We start from the raw sequence: 16,203 nt of genomic DNA, 5'->3' as shown, positions 1-16,203 counted from the left end.
CACGGCCCCCGCAACGCCGCCCGCGCCGCCGCGACCGCATCGTCCACACACGCCCGATCCGCCTCGACCACCTCGAACACCGGCTCACCCGTCACCGGGCTGCGCTTGACGAACCGCCGCCCACCCTCGACGAACTCACCGCCCACGAAGTTGCGCAGGGTCGGCGGGTCGGCGCCCGGGTGGCCGTCGCGCAGACTCACCGGCCAGGATGACTCGGCCATCGTCAGGTGTCCCTTCCGGTTCAGGTGCTGGGTTCGGTCCGCTCGCTGCCGAGGTCGGCGACGAGCGCGACCACGGCGGCGTCCACGGTGGGTTGGCCGGTCACGGCCGCGGCGGCCTCGTCGGTGACGACCAGGACGGTGGTGCCGACGCCGACGTTCAGGGGGTCGACGGCGACGAGGTCGGGCCCGTCGCCGTGCGGGCGGACCAGGACGAGCCGCCTGCCCTGCAACGCCGGCAGGATGCGGTCGGCCCACACCTTGCCGACGACGTCACCGAGCACCATCGGTTTCTCCCCGTAGGCCGGCGATGACCTCGCGGATGCGGGCCGGTTCGGGCGCGTCCAGCAGGGCCGCCGTGGTCGGGTGGGGCTTCGGGTAGACCTGGGAGCTGCGCAGCTCGCCGTGGGCGCGGATGGCGGCCTCGCCGGCGGAGACTGCCTGGCGTACGGCGGCGAGGGTGCCCCGGACGGCGACCGCGAGGTAGCCGCTGGTGACCCGTTCCACGGCCACGCACCGGACGTCGGCGGTCTTGATCATGGCTTCGATTCCCGCCGAGAGCGCCACCAGGCCGCGTGTCTCGACGATTCCGATCGCGATGTCGGAGGACATGGCTGATTCTCCTTACCCGGTTGTCAGTTGCCGACGAGGTCAGGCTCGACGGCCAACGCGCTCACCGCGTCGCAGGGGCTGGCGAAGACGATCGAGCGCACCGAGCGGCTGCGCGCCCGGGCGGTCTCCTCGCCGATGTCCACCGCCTCCTCGACGGTGGCGAGGTCGCCGCGCACGGCGACCGCGACGATGCCGCCGCCGAGGCGTACGACCTTCGTCACCTCGACCTCGGTGGCCTTCACCATCGCGTCGACGGCGTCGAAGATGGGGGTGAAACCCTCGGCTTCGACGAAGCCCACGGCCACGTTTCGCATGTCTGCTCCTTGCTCTGGTTGCGGGTCGGCTTCGGTCAGGGACGCTCGGGCAGGTTCCAGGACAGGACGGCGGCGCCGGTGCCCCAGATCGGGCCGTACGAGTGCAGCTGCGCCGGGCCGCTGGCGGCGCCGGTGCCGGCGGCGAACGCGAGGGCCCGGAACTGGCTGTCCGCCTGGGCCTGCCGGGCGTAGTCCTCGCGGATCGCGAGCGCCTCGTCGACCTTGCCGGCGGTGAGCAGGTCGAGTACGCGGGTGTTCCACTGGTCGTGCGCGGGTGTGCCGATGTGGTCCTGGCCCGGTTCGATCCACTGCTGGATCAGTCCGGAGGACAGTCCGCTCACCACGACGACGGCGGCGCGTACTCCGGCGTCACGGGCGGCGGCGGCACCGGCCCGGCCGACGTCGGCGAGGGTGTCGGCGTCGGCGTACAGGTTGCAGGAGACCTGCGCCCAGCGCAGCTTGCGCTCCGGGTCGAGCAGCGCGGAGGTGACGATGGTCCCGGCGTCGATCGGGAAGCCCTCGTAGCGGGTGCGGCGCGCCTGCTTGCCGTCGGCCTGCACCCGGTCGGCCCACCGCTCGCTGAACTCCACGTCGAAGCGCAGGTCATAGCGGAGCAGGCCGTAGTCGTAGGCGTACCAGTTCTCGTCGACGTGTTCGCCGCGCGGGTTGGGGTCGCACTGGAACTGGTGGCCGAGGACGGTGAACCACTGGGTGGACAGCAGCAGGACGACGTCGGGCTCCAGCCGGCGCAGCCGCTCGCCCACGTCGCGGGCGGCCGAGGCCAGTGCCGCCCAGCTCGGTGCGGGTTCCTTCGCGAGCAGGTGGGGCATGCCGGGCACGAGTGCGCCGGCGACGATTCCGGTCCGGTCAGCCATGGGGGCTCCCCTCGGGCAGCCACTCGACGACGGCGTTTCCGGTGCCGATGATCGTGCCGTAGCCGAGCACGTCACCGGCGACCTTGGGCCAGCCCATCGCGGCGAGCAGCCAGGTGAGGCTGCCGGCCTTCGTCTCCGACGCGGTCGCCTCGATGTGTTCGGTGATGAGTTCCCGCAGCGGGGCGGTCGGTCCCCGGCGGATCGCTTCGAGCAGTTTCATGTCCCACCGGTACTGGTGGTTGTTGTACGGGTGTTCGCGTTCCATGTCCTCCGGCAGCGCCGGCTCCTCGTGCCAGTGCAGGTGCGACAGGGAGTTGGAGGCGAGCAGCACGGCTCGGCGGCCGGTGGCCTCGACGGCGCGGCGGGTGGCCTCGCCGAGCACCTCCATCTCCTCCAGCGCCGCGTCGGAGTAGAAGTACGGGTTGTTGTTCGCCGACAGGGACACCACGGGGATGTCCCAGGCGGGGTTGGCCAGGTGCAGGGCGCCGATGGTGGCGTAGTCGACGCGTACCCGGGGGTCGCGCATCGCGCGGGTGACGAGGCCGAGGCCGCTGGCCTCCTCGACGATGGCCTCGCCGAGTTCGACGTCGGTGCGGAAGTCGTACCGGTACCGGAAGAGGTGCGGGAAGATCGGCTCCACGGAGATGCCGCGCGGGTTGGGCGCGCAGTTGACGTGGTGGCCGACCATCGTGATCCAGTGCGGGGCGTGCACGATCAGCACGTCGGGGCGGTGCACCTCCTGGATGCGCTTGCGCAGCCGCTCGTAGGCCCAGCGCAGCGTCTCCCAGCCGCCGGTGGAGCGGGGCTCGTTCTGCGGCGGGTTCTCCGCGTAGATCAGGTGGGGCGGATGTGGGCTGAGGCAGCCGGCGACGATGCCGGCGCGGGCCGGGGCGGCCTGCGGGGCCGGGGCGTTGCCGGCGCCGCCACCGGTGCGGGGCCTGGTGGTCGCCACCGGCACCCGGAAGACCCTGCTCATGACCGCCCCTCCCCGGTGAGGACGCGCACGTACGCGCGGTGCTCGGCGGTGCCGCCGAGGATCTGCATCCCGTCGTCGTCGAGGGCTATCTCGTCGGCGCCGAGCGCGGTGTCGTGGCGCAGCCAGGCCCGCAGTGGTGCCGGGTGCACGCCGTGCAGTTCGACGAGGCTCTCCTCGGCGAGGCCGCTGCCGGGCGCGACGTAGGCCAGCCGGCGCTGGCCGCGCCGGCCGGTGTAGGCGGGCCGGTCGGTGGTGGTGAGGCGCAGCCAGCTCCGCTCGTCGCGCAGCCGCTGCCGCAGGTCGGCGGTGGCGGCGCGGTCGGCCTCGCCGGCGCCGTCGAGGACCACGCCGTAGCGCTGGCGGGCCTCCTCGCCGGTCAGGTAGTCCTGCCGGACGTCCTCGGCGACGGCGTCGGGCTCGCGGTCCAGCGGGTCGCCCCAGCCGCCGCCGCCGGCGGACTCCATGACCAGCACGTCGCCGACCCGCATGGGGAAGCCGGCGATCTTGCCGGGGGTGTCGAAGTCGACCCGTCGGCCGTCGGCGCGGCGCAGGTGGGTGACCGTCGGGGCGCCCGGGCCGCCGTGGCGCAGCCCGTACGGGGGGACGGTGGTGCGGTCGGTCTGCACCGAGTACGACCCGCCGCTGGCCAGTAGCCGGGTCTCCCGCCGGCTGCCCAGGCCGCCCCGGTGCGTACCGTCTCCGCAGGAGCCGGCGCGCAGCTCGCAGGCCTCGACCAGGATCGGGATCTCGGTCTCCAGTCGCTCGACGGACTGGATGGTGGAGATGTCGCCGAGGTCGACCGGGTTCATCGCGCTGGGACCGTCGGATTCGAGGAATCCGCCGTTGCCGCCGGCCGGGTAGTCGTAGTAGAGGTAGGGCTGGCCGGTGTGCTCGTCCACTCCGCCGATGAGGTTCTGGAAGGTGGTGCCGAACTGGTCGGCGGCGATGAGGTCGGGCGCCACCTGGCTCAACGCGGCCATCACCGCGGAGATGACCCGCTTGCGGACCTCGCTGTGGGCGTTGGCCGGGGCGGGGTAGCTGACGTGCACCACCGTGCCGGGTTCGGTGAGGACCCGCAGGGGCCGGAACGCGCCGTGGTTGACCAGCCCGCCGGGGTCGAGGGCGGACTTGACGGCGATGAACACCCCGGCGACGGTCATCGCCCGCGACGAGTTGACCACGGCGGCGACCTGGGTGGAGGAGCCCCGGAAGTCGGCTTCGATCTCGTCGCCGTCGACGGTCAGCCGGCAGCGGACGATCGCGGCGTCGTAGTCGCCGTCGGTGTAGAGGTCGAGGTAGTCCTCGTAGCGGTAGGTGCCGTCGGGCAGCGACCGGATCATGTCGCGCAGCCGCTGCTCGGTGCGGTCCATGTTGGCCGCGACGCAGTCGAGGATCAGCCCGGTGCCCCAGCGGTCGACGAGTTCCTTCAGCCGTCGTTGCGCGGTGTGGCAGGCGGCGATGCTGGATTCGAGGTCGCCGCGGCGTTCCTCGGCCATCCGGACGTTGGCGAAGAGGATGTCGAAGGCGGCCCGGTTGGGGCGGCCCGCCTCGATCAGCTTGATCGGCGGGATCCGCAGCCCCTCCTGGAGGATCTCGGTGGCCTGGCCGGAGACGCTGCCGGGGGTCATGCCGCCGATGTCGGCCCAGTGCATCCGGACGCAGGGGAAGAGGAACAGCTCCCCGTCGACGAAGACCGGGCTGATCAGGGTGACGTCGTTGAGGTGGCTGCCGCCCCGGTACGGGTCGTTGACGATGTAGAGGTCTCCGGGGCGCATCTCGGCGGCGAAGTCGGCGAAGATCTCGGCCACCGAGGCGGGCATGGCGATGACGTGTCCCGGCATGTCCCGGCCCTGGGCGACCATCTGCCCCGAGGGGTCGAAGAGTGCGCAGGAGAAGTCCTGGGCGTCGGCGATCACCGGCGAGTGCGCGGTACGGAAGATCGTCTGTCGCATCTCGCGGACGATCGAGATGAGACTTTCGGTGACGACTTCCAGGTCGATCGGATTCACAGTCATGCGGATGCCTCACTGATTTCCGGTGTCGGTCCGTATCTGCCGCCGGAGTGGACCTGGACTGGTCAGGGCGAGTGGACCACCGTGGGTTGAACCACCGTAGAGTGGACCATCATGTGGTCCTAGAGTTATATTATGAAACCTAGCAGCCGGAAAGGCAGGGAAGCAAGATGTCGTACGCCACTGACCCGACGCCCGACGAGGGCGTCGCCCCACGCGAGTCGGGCACCCAGGCGCTGGACCGCGCCCTGGGCGTCCTGCTGGCCTTCCGGGGTGACGCCGTCGAGCGCAAGGTCAGCGACGTCAGCCGCGAACTGGGCCTGCACAAGTCCACGGCCAGCCGGCTGTTCCGCGCGCTGGCCGACGCCGGCTTCCTGCAACGCAACGAGGAGAACGGCACCTACCGCCTCGGCGTCGCCGTCTTCGAGCTGGGCGCCCGCTTCCTCGCCGGCATCGACCTGCACGCGCTGGCCCGGCCCCTGCTGCACCAGCTCGCCGAGCACGAGGGCGAGAGCGTCAACCTCGCCGTCCTGGAGGGGTCCGACGCCATCTCGCTCTACGTCGTACAGGGCACCCGCAACGTGCAGCTCGTCAGCCGCCTCGGCCGCCGCATCCCCCTGTGGTGCAGCGCGGCCGGCAAGGCGCTGCTCGTCGACCACGACGACGACGCCCTGCGCGCCCTGCTCGCCACCGTGCCGCTCCGGGCGCTGACCAGCAACACCATCACCGACCTGGACACCTTCGTGGCGCACATGGCCGCCGTGCGGCAGCAGGGCTGGGCCCTGAACGACCAGGAGAGCGAGCACGGGCTGCGGGTGGTGGCCGCCCCCGTACGCGACCGGCACGACCGGGTCACCGCCGCGATCAGCATCTCCGGGCCGATCTTCCGCCTCGACGACACCCGCACCCGCGAACTCGCCGACGCCGCCTGCCGTACCGCCGCCGAGCTGTCCCGGCAGCTCGGCCACGGCTTCGGCGACCGGTGGGGCGACTGACCGCACCGTCAGAAACGCTCCTGGGTGACCTCGGGCAGGACCCGCACGTGCAGCACCCCCGGCCCGGTCACCGGCAGCACCTCGTCGAACGCCGCCTCCGCGCCGGCCTGGTCGGTGACCGTCCAGGCCGGTACGCCCAGGGACCGCGCCACGGCGGCCAGGTCCCGGGCCGGGAACCGGGCCAGCGCCGGGTCGACCCCGCGCGGGCCGAACTTGCGCACCTCCGCGCCGTAGCCGCCGTCGTCGAGGACCACCAGCAGCACGGGCGCACCGACCCGGGCCAGGGTGTCCAGCTCCCCGAGGCCGGTGAGCAGGCTGCCGTCGCCCTCGAAGGCGACCACCGGCCGGTCCGGGCGGCCCACCCCAGCCCCGACGGCGTACGGCAGGCCGACGCCGATGCTGCCGAACTCCCAGGGTGCGATGAACGCGCGGTCCACGGCGGACGAGTCGAGCAGCAGGTTGGGCCAGCCGCCGAACTGCCCCACCCCGACCACCGTGGTGCGCCGGGCCGGGAGCCGGCGGGCGCAGACCCGGATGAACGCCCGGGGGTCGATCCCCGCCGCCCCCTCGACGAACTCGATGCCGTCGAACGGGTCGGCCGCCACGATCTGCGCGGCCAGGGCGGGGCTGCGCCACTCCGGGCGCTCGACCGGGTCGAGCCGGGCCGTCAGGGCCCGCGCGGTGACCGCCGCGTCCCCGACGATCCCCAGGTCGACGGGCCAGCGTGCCCCCAGCGCCCGTGCGTCGAGGTCGACGGCGACCACCCGCGCCGCGGGGAAGAGCGCGCCGTGGTCGGCCGTCCACCGGTTGAGTCCGGCGCCGAAGGTGACCACCAGGTCCGCGTCGGCCAGCACCCGCCGGGTCAGCGGGCGGGCCAGTCCCCCGGCCACCCCCAGGTGGTACGGGTGCCCGGCGAAGAGCCCGGCGGCCAGCACGGTGGTGGCGAGCACCGCGCCGCAGCGGTCGGCGAGGCGGCGTACGTCGTCCGCCCCCGCCTCGGCGCCCCGCCCGGCCAGCAGCACCGGGCGGTGGGCGGCGGCCAGCAGGCCGACCAGCTCGGCGACGGCCTCGTCGGTCGGTGCCGGCGCGGCGGGCCGGTACGCGGCGACCGTCGGCGCGGGCGCGGCGCCGGCCGGCACCGGCTCGTCCTGGAGGTCGATGGGAACGTCGAGGACGACGGGGCCGGGCCGTTCGGCGGCGGCCCGGAACGCCAGGCCGACGTCGCGGGCGGCGGTGGCCGGCGCCGTCACGGGCACGAACGCCCCGGCGGTGGCCAGCGCGAACGGCTGTTGCGGGAAGCTCTGCACGTGCAGCGGGTCGCCGGGCGGGGTGTCGCCGGCGATCAGGACCAGCGGCGTGCCGGCCTGCCGGGCGATGGTCAGCGCGGCGCCGGCGACGGCCAGGCCGGGGCCCTGGGTCACGGTGACGACCCCGCACCGGCCGGTGGCGCGGGCCCAGCCGTCGGCCATCATCACCGCGGCGTTCTCGTTGCGGGCGGCCACGAACCGGACGCCGTGGCGCTGCACCAGGTCCGCGACCAGGAACATGTTGGCGTCGCCTAGCAGCCCGAAGATCGTGTCGACCCCGTGCGCCACGATGGCGTCGGCGATCGCCTCGCCGGCCCTCACCGGGGGTCCCGGGCGAGGTAGTCGCCGGCGGGGCGCAGCGCCACGCTCAGCGCGCCGAGGTAGGAGTCGTTGGCGGCCGCCTCGAAGCGGGGCCCGGCCAGGCGGGCGGCCCGCTTGGTCATTGACCGGCCGACCGCGGAGGTGGCCAGCAGCCGCTCGGCGATCCCGGTCGCGGCGTCGGCGAGCCGCCCCGGCTCCACCACCTCGGTCACCAGCCGCAGGTCGCGCAGCTCGTCGGCGGGGATCCGGTCGCCGAGCAGCAGCCACCGCTTGGCCAGGTCGGCGCCGACGAGGTCGGCGAGGATCGCCATGCCGCTCCAGGTCAGCGGGATGCCGAAGCCGACCTCCGGGAAGGTCGCGAAGCAGGTGTCGGCGGCCACCCGCAGGTCGCTGGCGAGACCGAGCACCGCGCCGGAGCCGATGGCCGGGCCGTTGAACGCCGTGACGGTGGTCTGTTCCAGCCGGTACCAGCGTTCGACCAGCTCGGCGGTGCGGCGCTGCACCGACATCGTGGCCCGGGCGTCGAGGGTGGCCAGCTCGTGCAGGTCGGTGCCGGCGCAGAACGCGGTGCCGGAGCCGGTCAGCACGACCACCTCGGTCCGGTCGTCGCGGGACAGCTCGTGCAGCACGTCCTCGAAGCGGGCGAGCATCGCCAGGTCGAAGCTGTTGCGCCGGGCGGGCCGGTTCAGCGTCACCCGGGCCAGCCGGCCGTCGCGGTGCAGCAGCACGGATTCCTCGGCACGGTGTGCGGCGGTCATGGCGACTCCGAGTTCAGTAGGGCGCGGTCGACCAGCGCGGCGGCGTGGCCGACGTACGACAGCGGGTCCAGCAGGCCGGCGAGTTCCGCCGCGGGCAGGGCGGCGGTCACCTGCGGGTCGGCGCGCAACGTCTCCGCGAACGGGCGGCCCGCATCGAGGCTGTCGCGGACGATCCGCATGACCAGGTGGTGGGCCTGCTCCCGGCCGAGCGGACCGGCCAGGCGCAGCATCACCGCCTCGGAGAGCACGAGCCCGCCGGTGAGGTCGAGGTTGGCGCGCATCCGGTCGGGGTTGACGCCGAGGTCACCGAAGACGTCGACCAGTCGCTGCATCGCGCCGCCGAGCAGGATGAAGCACTCCGGCAGCAGCTTCCACAGCGTCATCCCGACGCCCATGTCCCGGTCGTCCTGGGCGACCATGGTCTGCAACGCCAGGGGCACCTGGGCCCGCAGGGTGCCGGCGGCGGCGATCACCGCCTCGCAGCGGATCGGGTTGCGCTTGTGGGGCATCGTGCTGCTGCCAACCTGGGTGGAGCGCTGCGACTCGTACGCCTCGCCGACCTCGGTGCGGCCGAGGAAGTAGACCTCCCGGGCCAGCTTCTCGGCGCTGGCCGCGACGAGGCCGAAGACCATCAGGCACTCGGCGAAGCGGTCCTGGGTGGCGTGCCAGGGGGTGTCGGCGACGCCGAGCCCCAGGTCGGCGGCGACCGCCTGCTCCAGCGCGAACGCCTGCGCGCCGTAGCCGGCCATCGTGCCGGCCGCGCCGCCCATGCTGGTCACCAGCAGCCGCTGGCGCAGTTGCCGCAGCCGGACGCGGTGGCGTTGCAGCTCGTCCTGCCACACCGCGCAGCGCAGGCCGAACGTCGTCGGCAGCGCCTGCTGCCCGTGGGTGCGGGCGGCCATCGGGGTGGCCCGGTGGCGCAGCGCGAGCCGCCGCAGCGCGCGGACCAGCTCGTCGACCTGCCGCTGCACGATGTCCAGGCCGTCGCGGGCCCGCAGGACGAACCCGGTGTCCATCACGTCCTGCGTGGTGGCGCCGAGGTGGACGTAGCGACCCGCGTCGCCCGGGCAGGCGGCGGTGAGCGCCCGCACCAGCGGCACCAGCGGGTGCACGGTGTCGGCGGCGTCGGCGGCGAGCACCGCCGTGTCGAGCCGCTCGACGCGGGCCGCCTCGGTGATCGCCTGCGCGGCGGCGGACGGGATGATGCCCAGCTTCGCCTGGCCCCGGGCGAGGGCGGCCTCCACGTCGAGCCAGGACTGCATGAGCTGCCGGTCGTTGAAGACCCCGCGCATCTCGGCGTTGCCGAAGAAGCTGGTGACGGTCAGCGAGTCCAGGAAGCACGATCCGAGCTGCATCAGCGTTCCCCCTCCGCGACGAGCAGTTCCCGGGCGGCCCGCCGGTCGACCTTCCCGGACGGCAGCAGCGGCAGGTCGGCGACGGTACGGATCAGGGTCGGCACCTTGTGCCGGGCCAGCCGTTCGGTGGCGGTGCGGGTGAGCCGGTCGACGTCGCAGTGCCCACCGGGGACGGTCACGACCAGGGCCGCGATCTCCTCCCCCCAGCGGGCTGACGGCACGCCGAGGACGCACACCCGGGCCACGGCCGGGTCGTCGGCGAGCACCGCCTCGACCTCGGCGGGATGGACGTTCTCGCCGCCGCGGATGATCAGTTCCTTGATCCGACCAGCCAGGGTGAGGACCCGCTCGTCGGTCAGCGCGCCCAGGTCGCCGGTGCGCAGCCAGCCGTCGCTGGTGATCGTGGCGGCGGTGGTGAACGGGTCGTCGGCGTAGCCGCGGGTGACCGAGCTGCCGCGTACCAGCAGCTCCCCGACCCGCCCGGCGGGCAGCGGGGCGCGGGTGGCGGGGTCGACCACGGTGGCCTGAAGAGCCGGCAGGACGCGGCCGACGGTGTCACCGGGCGCGCCACAGGTCCCGTCGCCGGGGTCCAGGCTGATCGTCGGGCCGGCCTCGGTCTGGCCGTAGACGACCGCCACCCGGTCCAGGCCGAGCACCCGTCGGGTGCGGGTGAGCAGCGCCGGGGTGCACGTGGCGCCGCCGAGGAAGCCGACCCGCAGCGACGACAGGTCCCAGCGGCCGGGGTCCCGCTCGACGCGGTCGGTGAGCATCGACGCCATGGTGGGCACGGCCTGCACCACCGTGCACGCGTGCCGCTGGATCTGGTCGAGGACCGGCTCGGTGCGGAACCGGCGGGTGGAGACCCACAGCGCGCCCGTCACCAGCGCCAGCATCGCCCCGCTGCCGAGCCCCGCCGCGTGGGCCAGGGGCAGCGGCGAGGCGATCCGGTCGTCGGCGCGCAGCCCCGCGGCCTCGGCCGTCCAGGCCGCGTTGGCCAGCAGGTTGCCGGCGCTCAGCGACACCATCTTGGCCGGGCCGGTGGAGCCCGAGGTGAACTGGATGTTGCAGGCGGCGTCGGGATCACCCACGGGTGCCGGGACCGGGCCGTCCCAGCCGGGCAGCCGGGCCAGCCCCGCGTGTCCCAGGTCCGCGTCGAGGACGTGCCAGCCGTCCGGCCGCTCGCCGGGCGGCAGCGCCGCCAGGACCCGCGTGACGGTGGACGGGCCGTGCCGGTCGCGGACCCGCTCGGCGGCGTAGAGGCGCCGGGGGCGGCTGCGGGCCAGCGCCGAGGTCAGCTCGGGCCCGGTGAGGCCGGGGTGCAGGGTGGTCAGGGCGGCGCCCCGCCAGGCCGCGGCGGCCAGCAGCACCAGCCAGGCCAGCCCGTTCTCGGCCCAAACCGCGATCCGGTCGCCGCGGCCGACGCCCTGGGCCGCCAGGACAGCGGCGGCCCGGCCGGCGAGGTCGGCGAACTCCCCCGTGGTCACCGGCCGGGCCGGATCGTCGAAGACGTACAGGGCGCGGTCCGGCTGCCGCGCGGCGCGCTCCAGCACGGTGAGGTCGAGGGCTGGCGGAATCACGGATCACTCCTTGGTCAGCAGCAGGTTTCCGTGGTCGTCGACCGTGGCGGCCCATCCGCCGCCGACGACGGTGGTGCTGCCGTTCTCGCGTACGACGGCGGGACCGACGACGGCACAGCCCGGCCCCAGGTCGGCGCGCCGCCACACGGTCGCCTCGACCCAGCCGCCCGGGCGGTAGAGACGGGTCCGGTCGGGCTGCGCCGGGCCGCCGGTCGGGGCGGCGAAGCGGACGGCCGGGCGGGGCCCGAACGCGGTGAGCCGGCAGTTGACGATCTCGGCGGGGTGGTCGGAGCGGGTGTAGGCGTACCGCTCGGCGTAGGCGGCGTGGAAGGCCGCCACCAGCTCGTCGGCGGTGGCCGGCAGCTCGGGCAGGGCGACGGCGAGGTCGAAGCTCTGGCCCCGGAACCGCATGCCGACCGACAGGCCGAAGCTGACCTGGTCGGGCTCCACGTCGTCCTCGGCCTTGAGCTGGGCCAGGGCGGCGTCGCGCAGGTCGGCCAGGGCCGCCCGGACGGCCGCCAGGCCGTCGTCGTCGGCCGGCACCAGCACGGTACGGACGTAGTCGTGGCGGGCCTGGGCGGTGACGAAGCCGAGCGCGGAGAAGTTGCCCGGCACCGGCGGAACCAGGACCCGACGGATGCCGAGTTCGTCGGCGAGGTCGGTGGCGTGCATCGGGCCGGCGCCGCCGAAGGGCATCAGCACGAAGTCGCGCGGGTCGTGCCCGCAGGCGACGGAGATCTCCTTGATCGCGCTGGTCATCTTGACCGTGGCGAGGGTGAGGATGCCGTGCGCCAGGTCCAGTTCGTCGAGACCGAACGTGCCGGCCAGCCCGGCCAGGGCGGTGCGGGCCGCGTCGGGGTCGAGCGGCACCTCCCCGCCCAGGCTCTCCTGCGGGTCGAGGTGGCCGACGAGCAGGTGCGCGTCGGTGGTGGTCGGCTCGGTGCCGCCCCGGCCGTACGCGGCCGGGCCGGGGGTCGAGCCGGCGCTGCGCGGCCCGACCCGCAGTTCCCCGCCCCGGTCGCGCCAGGCGATCGAGCCGCCGCCGGCGCCGATCGTGTTGATCTCGACCTGGAAGGTGCGGTTCGGGTAGCCGGCGATCTTCCCGTCGTTGGTCATCAACGGCGCGCCGTTCTTGATCAGGCAGACGTCCGTGCTGGTGCCGCCGATGTCGCAGGTGATGACGTTGGGATAGCCGGCGAGCGAGGCGAGGTGCACGGTGGCCGCGACCCCGCCGGCGGGCCCCGAGAGGGCGAGGTTGATCGGCAGCCGCCCGGCCTCCTCGGTGGAGACGACACCGCCGCTGCTCGTCATGATCGACAGCGGGTGGGCGTACCCGCCGTCGGCGAGGGCGCCGCCGAGCCCGCGCAGGTAGTCGGCGACGGTCGCCCGCACGCTGGCGTTGAGCACGGTGGTGGCGAACCGCTCGTACTCGCCCTGCTCCGGCACCACGTCGGAGGAGACGGTGCAGACCAGGTCGGGGTACCGCTCGGCCAGCCGCCGCGCCGCGGCCCGCTCGTGGGCGGGATTGCGGTACGAGTGCAGCAGGCAGACCGCCACCGCCCGGGGACCGGCGGCGGCCACCCGGTCGAGGGCCTCGTCCAGTTCGTCGGTGTCCAGCGGCCGGACGACGCTGCCGTCGGCGCCGATGCGTTCGCGCAGCACGTGCCGGTGCCGGCGCGCGACGAGCGGCGGCCGGCCGCTCTCCTTGACGCTGTAGAGGCGGGGCCGGTGCCCGAGGCCCATCTCCAGCACGTCCCGGAAGCCCTCGGTGGCCAGGACCGACACCGGCTCGCCGGAGCCTTCGAGCAACGCGTTGGTCACCCGGGTGGTGCCGTGCACGAAGCGGTCGACCGTGTCCAGGCTGACACCGAGCTTGGCGAGGCCCTCGAAGATCGCCGCCGCCGGATCGTGCGGGGTGGAGAGGGTCTTGGCCTCGGCGAGCCGGGCGGTGGCCGGCTCGTAGACGATGACGTCGGTGAAGGTGCCACCGATGTCGACGCCGATGCAGAGCATGGCGAGCCTTTCGGATAGGGGGTGGATGGCGTCGGCGACGGGTCGGGCCGCTAGAAGTTCACGCCGTAGCGGCGCAGGGTCCGTCCCGTGACCAGACGCAGGATCCAGTCGAAGAGGTAGCCGAGCAGGCCCAGGGCGATGATGCCCACGAAGACCCATTCCGTCTTGGCGTAGTTCCGTGCCGTCCAGATCAGCGATCCCAGGCCGCTCTGGGCGGCGACGATCTCGGCGGAGACGATCGTCAGGAACGAGTTGCCCATCGCCAGCCGGGCCCCGGTGACCACGTGCGGCACCGTCGACGGCAGCACGACCGAGACGAGGCTGCGTACGGGGCCGGCGCCGAGCGCGCGGGCCGCCCGCATCCGGATCTCGTTGACCGACAGCACCCCGGCCAGGGTGTTGAGGGCGACGATGAAGACGGTGGTGTAGAAGATCAGCGCCACCTTCGACGCCTCCCCCGGCCCGAGCCAGATGATGGCCAGGGTGACGAAGGCGATCGGCGGCACGAAGCGGAAGAACTGGATGTACGGGTCGAGCATCAGCCGCAGCCAGGGGATGCAGCCCATCAGCAGACCCATCGGCACGCCGACGAGCACGCCGAGCAGCCAGCCGGTGAGGATGCGGGTCGAGGACGCGCTGACCGAGTCCCACAGGGTCCCGTCGCGGACGAGTTCGACCGCGCCGTCGAGGGTGAGCCGCGGCGAGGGCAGGAAGAAGGCCGTGTAGTTGCGGCTGACCAGGTCCCAGATCAGGACGCCGAGCAGCACCGACAGGACCGACAGCCCGATGCGGGTCAGCCGGGGCCAGCGGTTGCGGCGGGGGCCGGCCGACGCCGACGCCCTGGTGCGGTCGGGAACGGTGGGTGCCTCGACTGTCATCGCCCCTCCGTCCGGTCGTCGCCCGCGCCGGGCCGCCCGTCGTGGCCGTCGTCGAGCCCCTGGGCGCGCAGCGTCCGGGCCACCTCGGCGCCGATGTCCTCGCGCAGCTCCCGGAAGAGCGCCGCGCAGGCCGGGTCGGTCAGGTCGCGGGGGCGGGGCAGGTCGCAGCGGTAGTCCTTCTTGATGGCCGCCGACGGTCCCGCGGTCATCGTGACGATCCGGTCGCCGAGCAGGATCGCCTCGCCGATGTCGTGGGTGACGAAGATGATCGTGGCGCCGGTCTCGCGCCAGATCCGGTCGAGTTCGACCTGCATCACGAGCCGGGTCTGGGCGTCCAGCGCCCCGAACGGCTCGTCCATCAGCACGACCGAGGGGTCGTTGGCCAGGACCCGGGCGAGCTGGGCCCGCTGGCGCATGCCGCCGGAGAGCTGCTCGGGGAACCGCTCGGCGCTGTGCGCGAGGCCGACCATCGCCAGGTACCGCTCGACGACCGCCTCGCGCTGGGCCTTCGGCACGCCGCGCATCTGCGGCCCGAAGGCGACGTTCTGGCGTACGGTCAGCCAGGGGAACAGCGCCTCGGCGCTCTGGAAGACCACGCCCCGCGACACGTCGGGCCCGGTCACGGGCTCGCCGCCGCAGGTCACCTCGCCGGCCGCCGGCCGGACGAAGCCGGCGACCGCGTTGAGCAGCGTGGACTTGCCGCAGCCACTCGGGCCGAGCAGGCAGACGAGTTCACCGGCGGCGATGTCGAGGCTCGCGCCGCTGACGGCGACGAACTCGCCGAAGCGGATGTCGACGTCGCTGATGCGGATCGGGGAGCCGGCGCGGCTGGCGGGTCGGCCGGCGAAGGTCGTGGTGGGTGCGGTGCCGTCGACTGTCACGCCACCCCCTTGACCATGACGGTCGCCGGGTCCGCCTTCTGGGTGACGATCTTGCTGTCCTGCTGGAACTGGGCGATCTCGCCGTAGCGCTTGAGGTCGTCGTCGGTGAAGTCGCGGACCTGGCACTGGACGCCCTCCAGCAGCGTCTGGGCCTCCTTCGCCGGCACCTTGATGGCCTTCTCGGTGACCGTGCCCGCCTTGGCCGGGTCCTTCGTGAGCTGCTCGCACGCCTGGCCGATGGTCTGGACGACCTTCTTGGCGGTCTCCTTGTTGGCCTCGTACCAGGCGCCGTCGACCCCGATCACCAGGTTGTAGACGTAGCCGATGTCGCCGCTGGTCAGCAGGACCTTGCCGCCGTTGGCGACGCCGCGCGACGGCCACGGCTCCCACATGATGTAGCCGTCCACGTCGCCGCGTTGCAGCAGGGCCGGCATCTCGGCGGGCGAGGCGTTGACGAACTCGACGGACTCCCGGCTGATGCCGCGCGCCGCGAGGACCTTGTTGGTGGCGTACTCGTTGACGGTGCCGGGGACGACGCCGTACTTCTTGATGCCCGACACGTCGTTGACGCCGGAGCGCGCCACGAGCTTGATGAAGCTGGGCGACTGCGAGAAGACGGCCAGACCCTTGATGTCACCCCGGGTGGCACGGTTCAGCAGGCTCGACTCGGTGCTGGCCGTGAACTGGCCCTGCTTGGCCAGGATCGCGTCGAGGCCGCCGGTGCCCTCCTGGAACTGGGTGACGGTGACGTTCAGGCCGTTGGCCCCGAACAGCTTCTCCTGGTCGGCGAGGTAGATCGGGGAGTACGCCGGGTCGACGCCGACGCCGAAGTTGACCGCCGCCGACGGGGCCGCCTCGCCGCCACCGGACTCGGTCGGGGTCTGGTTCTCCGCGCATGCCGCAACGGCGGCGGTCACCAGCAGGGCTGCTACCGCAGCTCGCAATGCTCGCATTCTCATGGCTACCCCAGATACCTAGCGGCTCATATTATGGTTACCGTTGCTTAATATGGGACGCTACTGCCGGACGGTGGGCGCAGTCAAGAGATTCGGCCTCACCTTCCTGCAACAGACAGTAGCCGTCGATCATCGCCAGCCGACGGGTCGAACCC

Annotated in this window: 15 protein-coding genes and 1 pseudogene; 1 reads left to right on the top strand and 15 read right to left on the bottom strand. The window is 73.4% G+C overall.

Going from position 1 to position 16,203, the window contains the following annotated elements; genetic code table 11:
• From F6X68_RS13590 to F6X68_RS13560, 7 genes and pseudogenes are all read right to left on the bottom strand, one after another.
• Positions 1 to 221, bottom strand: a pseudogene (locus F6X68_RS13590) (5-carboxymethyl-2-hydroxymuconate semialdehyde dehydrogenase); the annotation flags it as partial.
• 20 nt (positions 222 to 241) lie between these two features.
• Positions 242 to 505 (bottom strand): EutN/CcmL family microcompartment protein, encoded by a 264-nt coding sequence (locus F6X68_RS13585; protein ID WP_151454616.1) that lies wholly within the window; start codon positions 503 to 505, stop codon positions 242 to 244.
• Positions 492 to 830, bottom strand: coding sequence for a BMC domain-containing protein (locus tag F6X68_RS13580; protein WP_089000517.1), 339 nt, complete (start codon positions 828 to 830; stop codon positions 492 to 494). Before F6X68_RS13580 ends, F6X68_RS13585 begins: the two co-directional genes overlap by 14 nt.
• A 23-nt stretch (positions 831 to 853) precedes the next feature.
• The gene (locus F6X68_RS13575) at positions 854 to 1,144 is read right to left on the bottom strand and encodes a BMC domain-containing protein (RefSeq protein ID WP_151454615.1); all 291 of its coding nucleotides are present in this window, start codon (positions 1,142 to 1,144) and stop codon (positions 854 to 856) included.
• Between the two features lie 35 nt (positions 1,145 to 1,179).
• Positions 1,180 to 2,019 carry a 2-amino-5-chlorophenol 1,6-dioxygenase subunit alpha gene (locus F6X68_RS13570; protein ID WP_151454614.1) on the bottom strand — a complete coding sequence of 280 codons (840 nt, stop codon included), beginning with the start codon at positions 2,017 to 2,019 and terminating at the stop codon, positions 1,180 to 1,182.
• Complete coding sequence (locus F6X68_RS13565) at positions 2,012 to 2,995, bottom strand: tRNA U-34 5-methylaminomethyl-2-thiouridine biosynthesis protein (protein WP_132239083.1); 984 nt, start codon at positions 2,993 to 2,995, stop codon at positions 2,012 to 2,014. The genes F6X68_RS13570 and F6X68_RS13565 overlap by 8 nt, the downstream gene beginning before the upstream one ends.
• Complete coding sequence (locus tag F6X68_RS13560; protein WP_151454613.1) at positions 2,992 to 5,010, bottom strand: hydantoinase B/oxoprolinase family protein; 2,019 nt, start codon at positions 5,008 to 5,010, stop codon at positions 2,992 to 2,994. The genes F6X68_RS13565 and F6X68_RS13560 overlap by 4 nt, the downstream gene beginning before the upstream one ends.
• Before the next feature lie 167 nt (positions 5,011 to 5,177).
• Here F6X68_RS13560 and F6X68_RS13555 point away from each other — a divergent pair, with 167 nt between their 5' ends.
• The gene (locus F6X68_RS13555) at positions 5,178 to 6,002 is read left to right on the top strand and encodes an IclR family transcriptional regulator (RefSeq protein ID WP_151454612.1); all 825 of its coding nucleotides are present in this window, start codon (positions 5,178 to 5,180) and stop codon (positions 6,000 to 6,002) included.
• An 8-nt stretch (positions 6,003 to 6,010) separates the two neighbouring features.
• Here F6X68_RS13555 and F6X68_RS13550 read toward each other — a convergent pair whose 3' ends face one another.
• Genes F6X68_RS13550 through F6X68_RS13515 form a run of 8 tightly spaced genes read right to left on the bottom strand, consistent with a single transcriptional unit; the run spans position 6,011 to position 16,009 of the window.
• A complete protein-coding gene (locus F6X68_RS13550) occupies positions 6,011 to 7,630 on the bottom strand; it encodes a thiamine pyrophosphate-binding protein (RefSeq protein ID WP_151454611.1) in 1,620 nt (539 codons plus the stop codon).
• Positions 7,627 to 8,388 carry an enoyl-CoA hydratase/isomerase family protein gene (locus F6X68_RS13545; protein WP_225852186.1) on the bottom strand — a complete coding sequence of 254 codons (762 nt, stop codon included), beginning with the start codon at positions 8,386 to 8,388 and terminating at the stop codon, positions 7,627 to 7,629. The genes F6X68_RS13550 and F6X68_RS13545 overlap by 4 nt, the downstream gene beginning before the upstream one ends.
• Entirely contained in the window at positions 8,385 to 9,743 is a 1,359-nt protein-coding gene (gene purB, locus F6X68_RS13540) for an adenylosuccinate lyase (protein WP_151454610.1), read from the bottom strand. The genes F6X68_RS13545 and purB overlap by 4 nt, the downstream gene beginning before the upstream one ends.
• The gene (locus F6X68_RS13535) at positions 9,743 to 11,320 is read right to left on the bottom strand and encodes a class I adenylate-forming enzyme family protein (RefSeq protein ID WP_151454609.1); all 1,578 of its coding nucleotides are present in this window, start codon (positions 11,318 to 11,320) and stop codon (positions 9,743 to 9,745) included. Before F6X68_RS13535 ends, purB begins: the two co-directional genes overlap by 1 nt.
• A 3-nt stretch (positions 11,321 to 11,323) precedes the next feature.
• Positions 11,324 to 13,333, bottom strand: coding sequence for a hydantoinase/oxoprolinase family protein (locus tag F6X68_RS13530; RefSeq protein ID WP_151454608.1), 2,010 nt, complete (start codon positions 13,331 to 13,333; stop codon positions 11,324 to 11,326).
• Between the two features lie 50 nt (positions 13,334 to 13,383).
• Positions 13,384 to 14,211, bottom strand: a complete 828-nt coding sequence (locus tag F6X68_RS13525; protein ID WP_151454607.1) for an ABC transporter permease — start codon at positions 14,209 to 14,211, stop codon at positions 13,384 to 13,386.
• A complete protein-coding gene (locus tag F6X68_RS13520) occupies positions 14,208 to 15,092 on the bottom strand; it encodes an ABC transporter ATP-binding protein (protein WP_225852185.1) in 885 nt (294 codons plus the stop codon). The genes F6X68_RS13525 and F6X68_RS13520 overlap by 4 nt, the downstream gene beginning before the upstream one ends.
• Positions 15,089 to 16,009 (bottom strand): ABC transporter substrate-binding protein, encoded by a 921-nt coding sequence (locus tag F6X68_RS13515; RefSeq protein ID WP_225852184.1) that lies wholly within the window; start codon positions 16,007 to 16,009, stop codon positions 15,089 to 15,091. Before F6X68_RS13515 ends, F6X68_RS13520 begins: the two co-directional genes overlap by 4 nt.
• Between the last annotated feature and the right edge of the window lie 194 nt (positions 16,010 to 16,203).

It is taken from the genome of Micromonospora sp. AMSO12t (assembly GCF_008806585.1).
GTDB lineage: Bacteria > Actinomycetota > Actinomycetes > Mycobacteriales > Micromonosporaceae > Micromonospora > Micromonospora reichwaldensis.
This window is presented reverse-complemented; position numbering and strand designations above follow the sequence as displayed.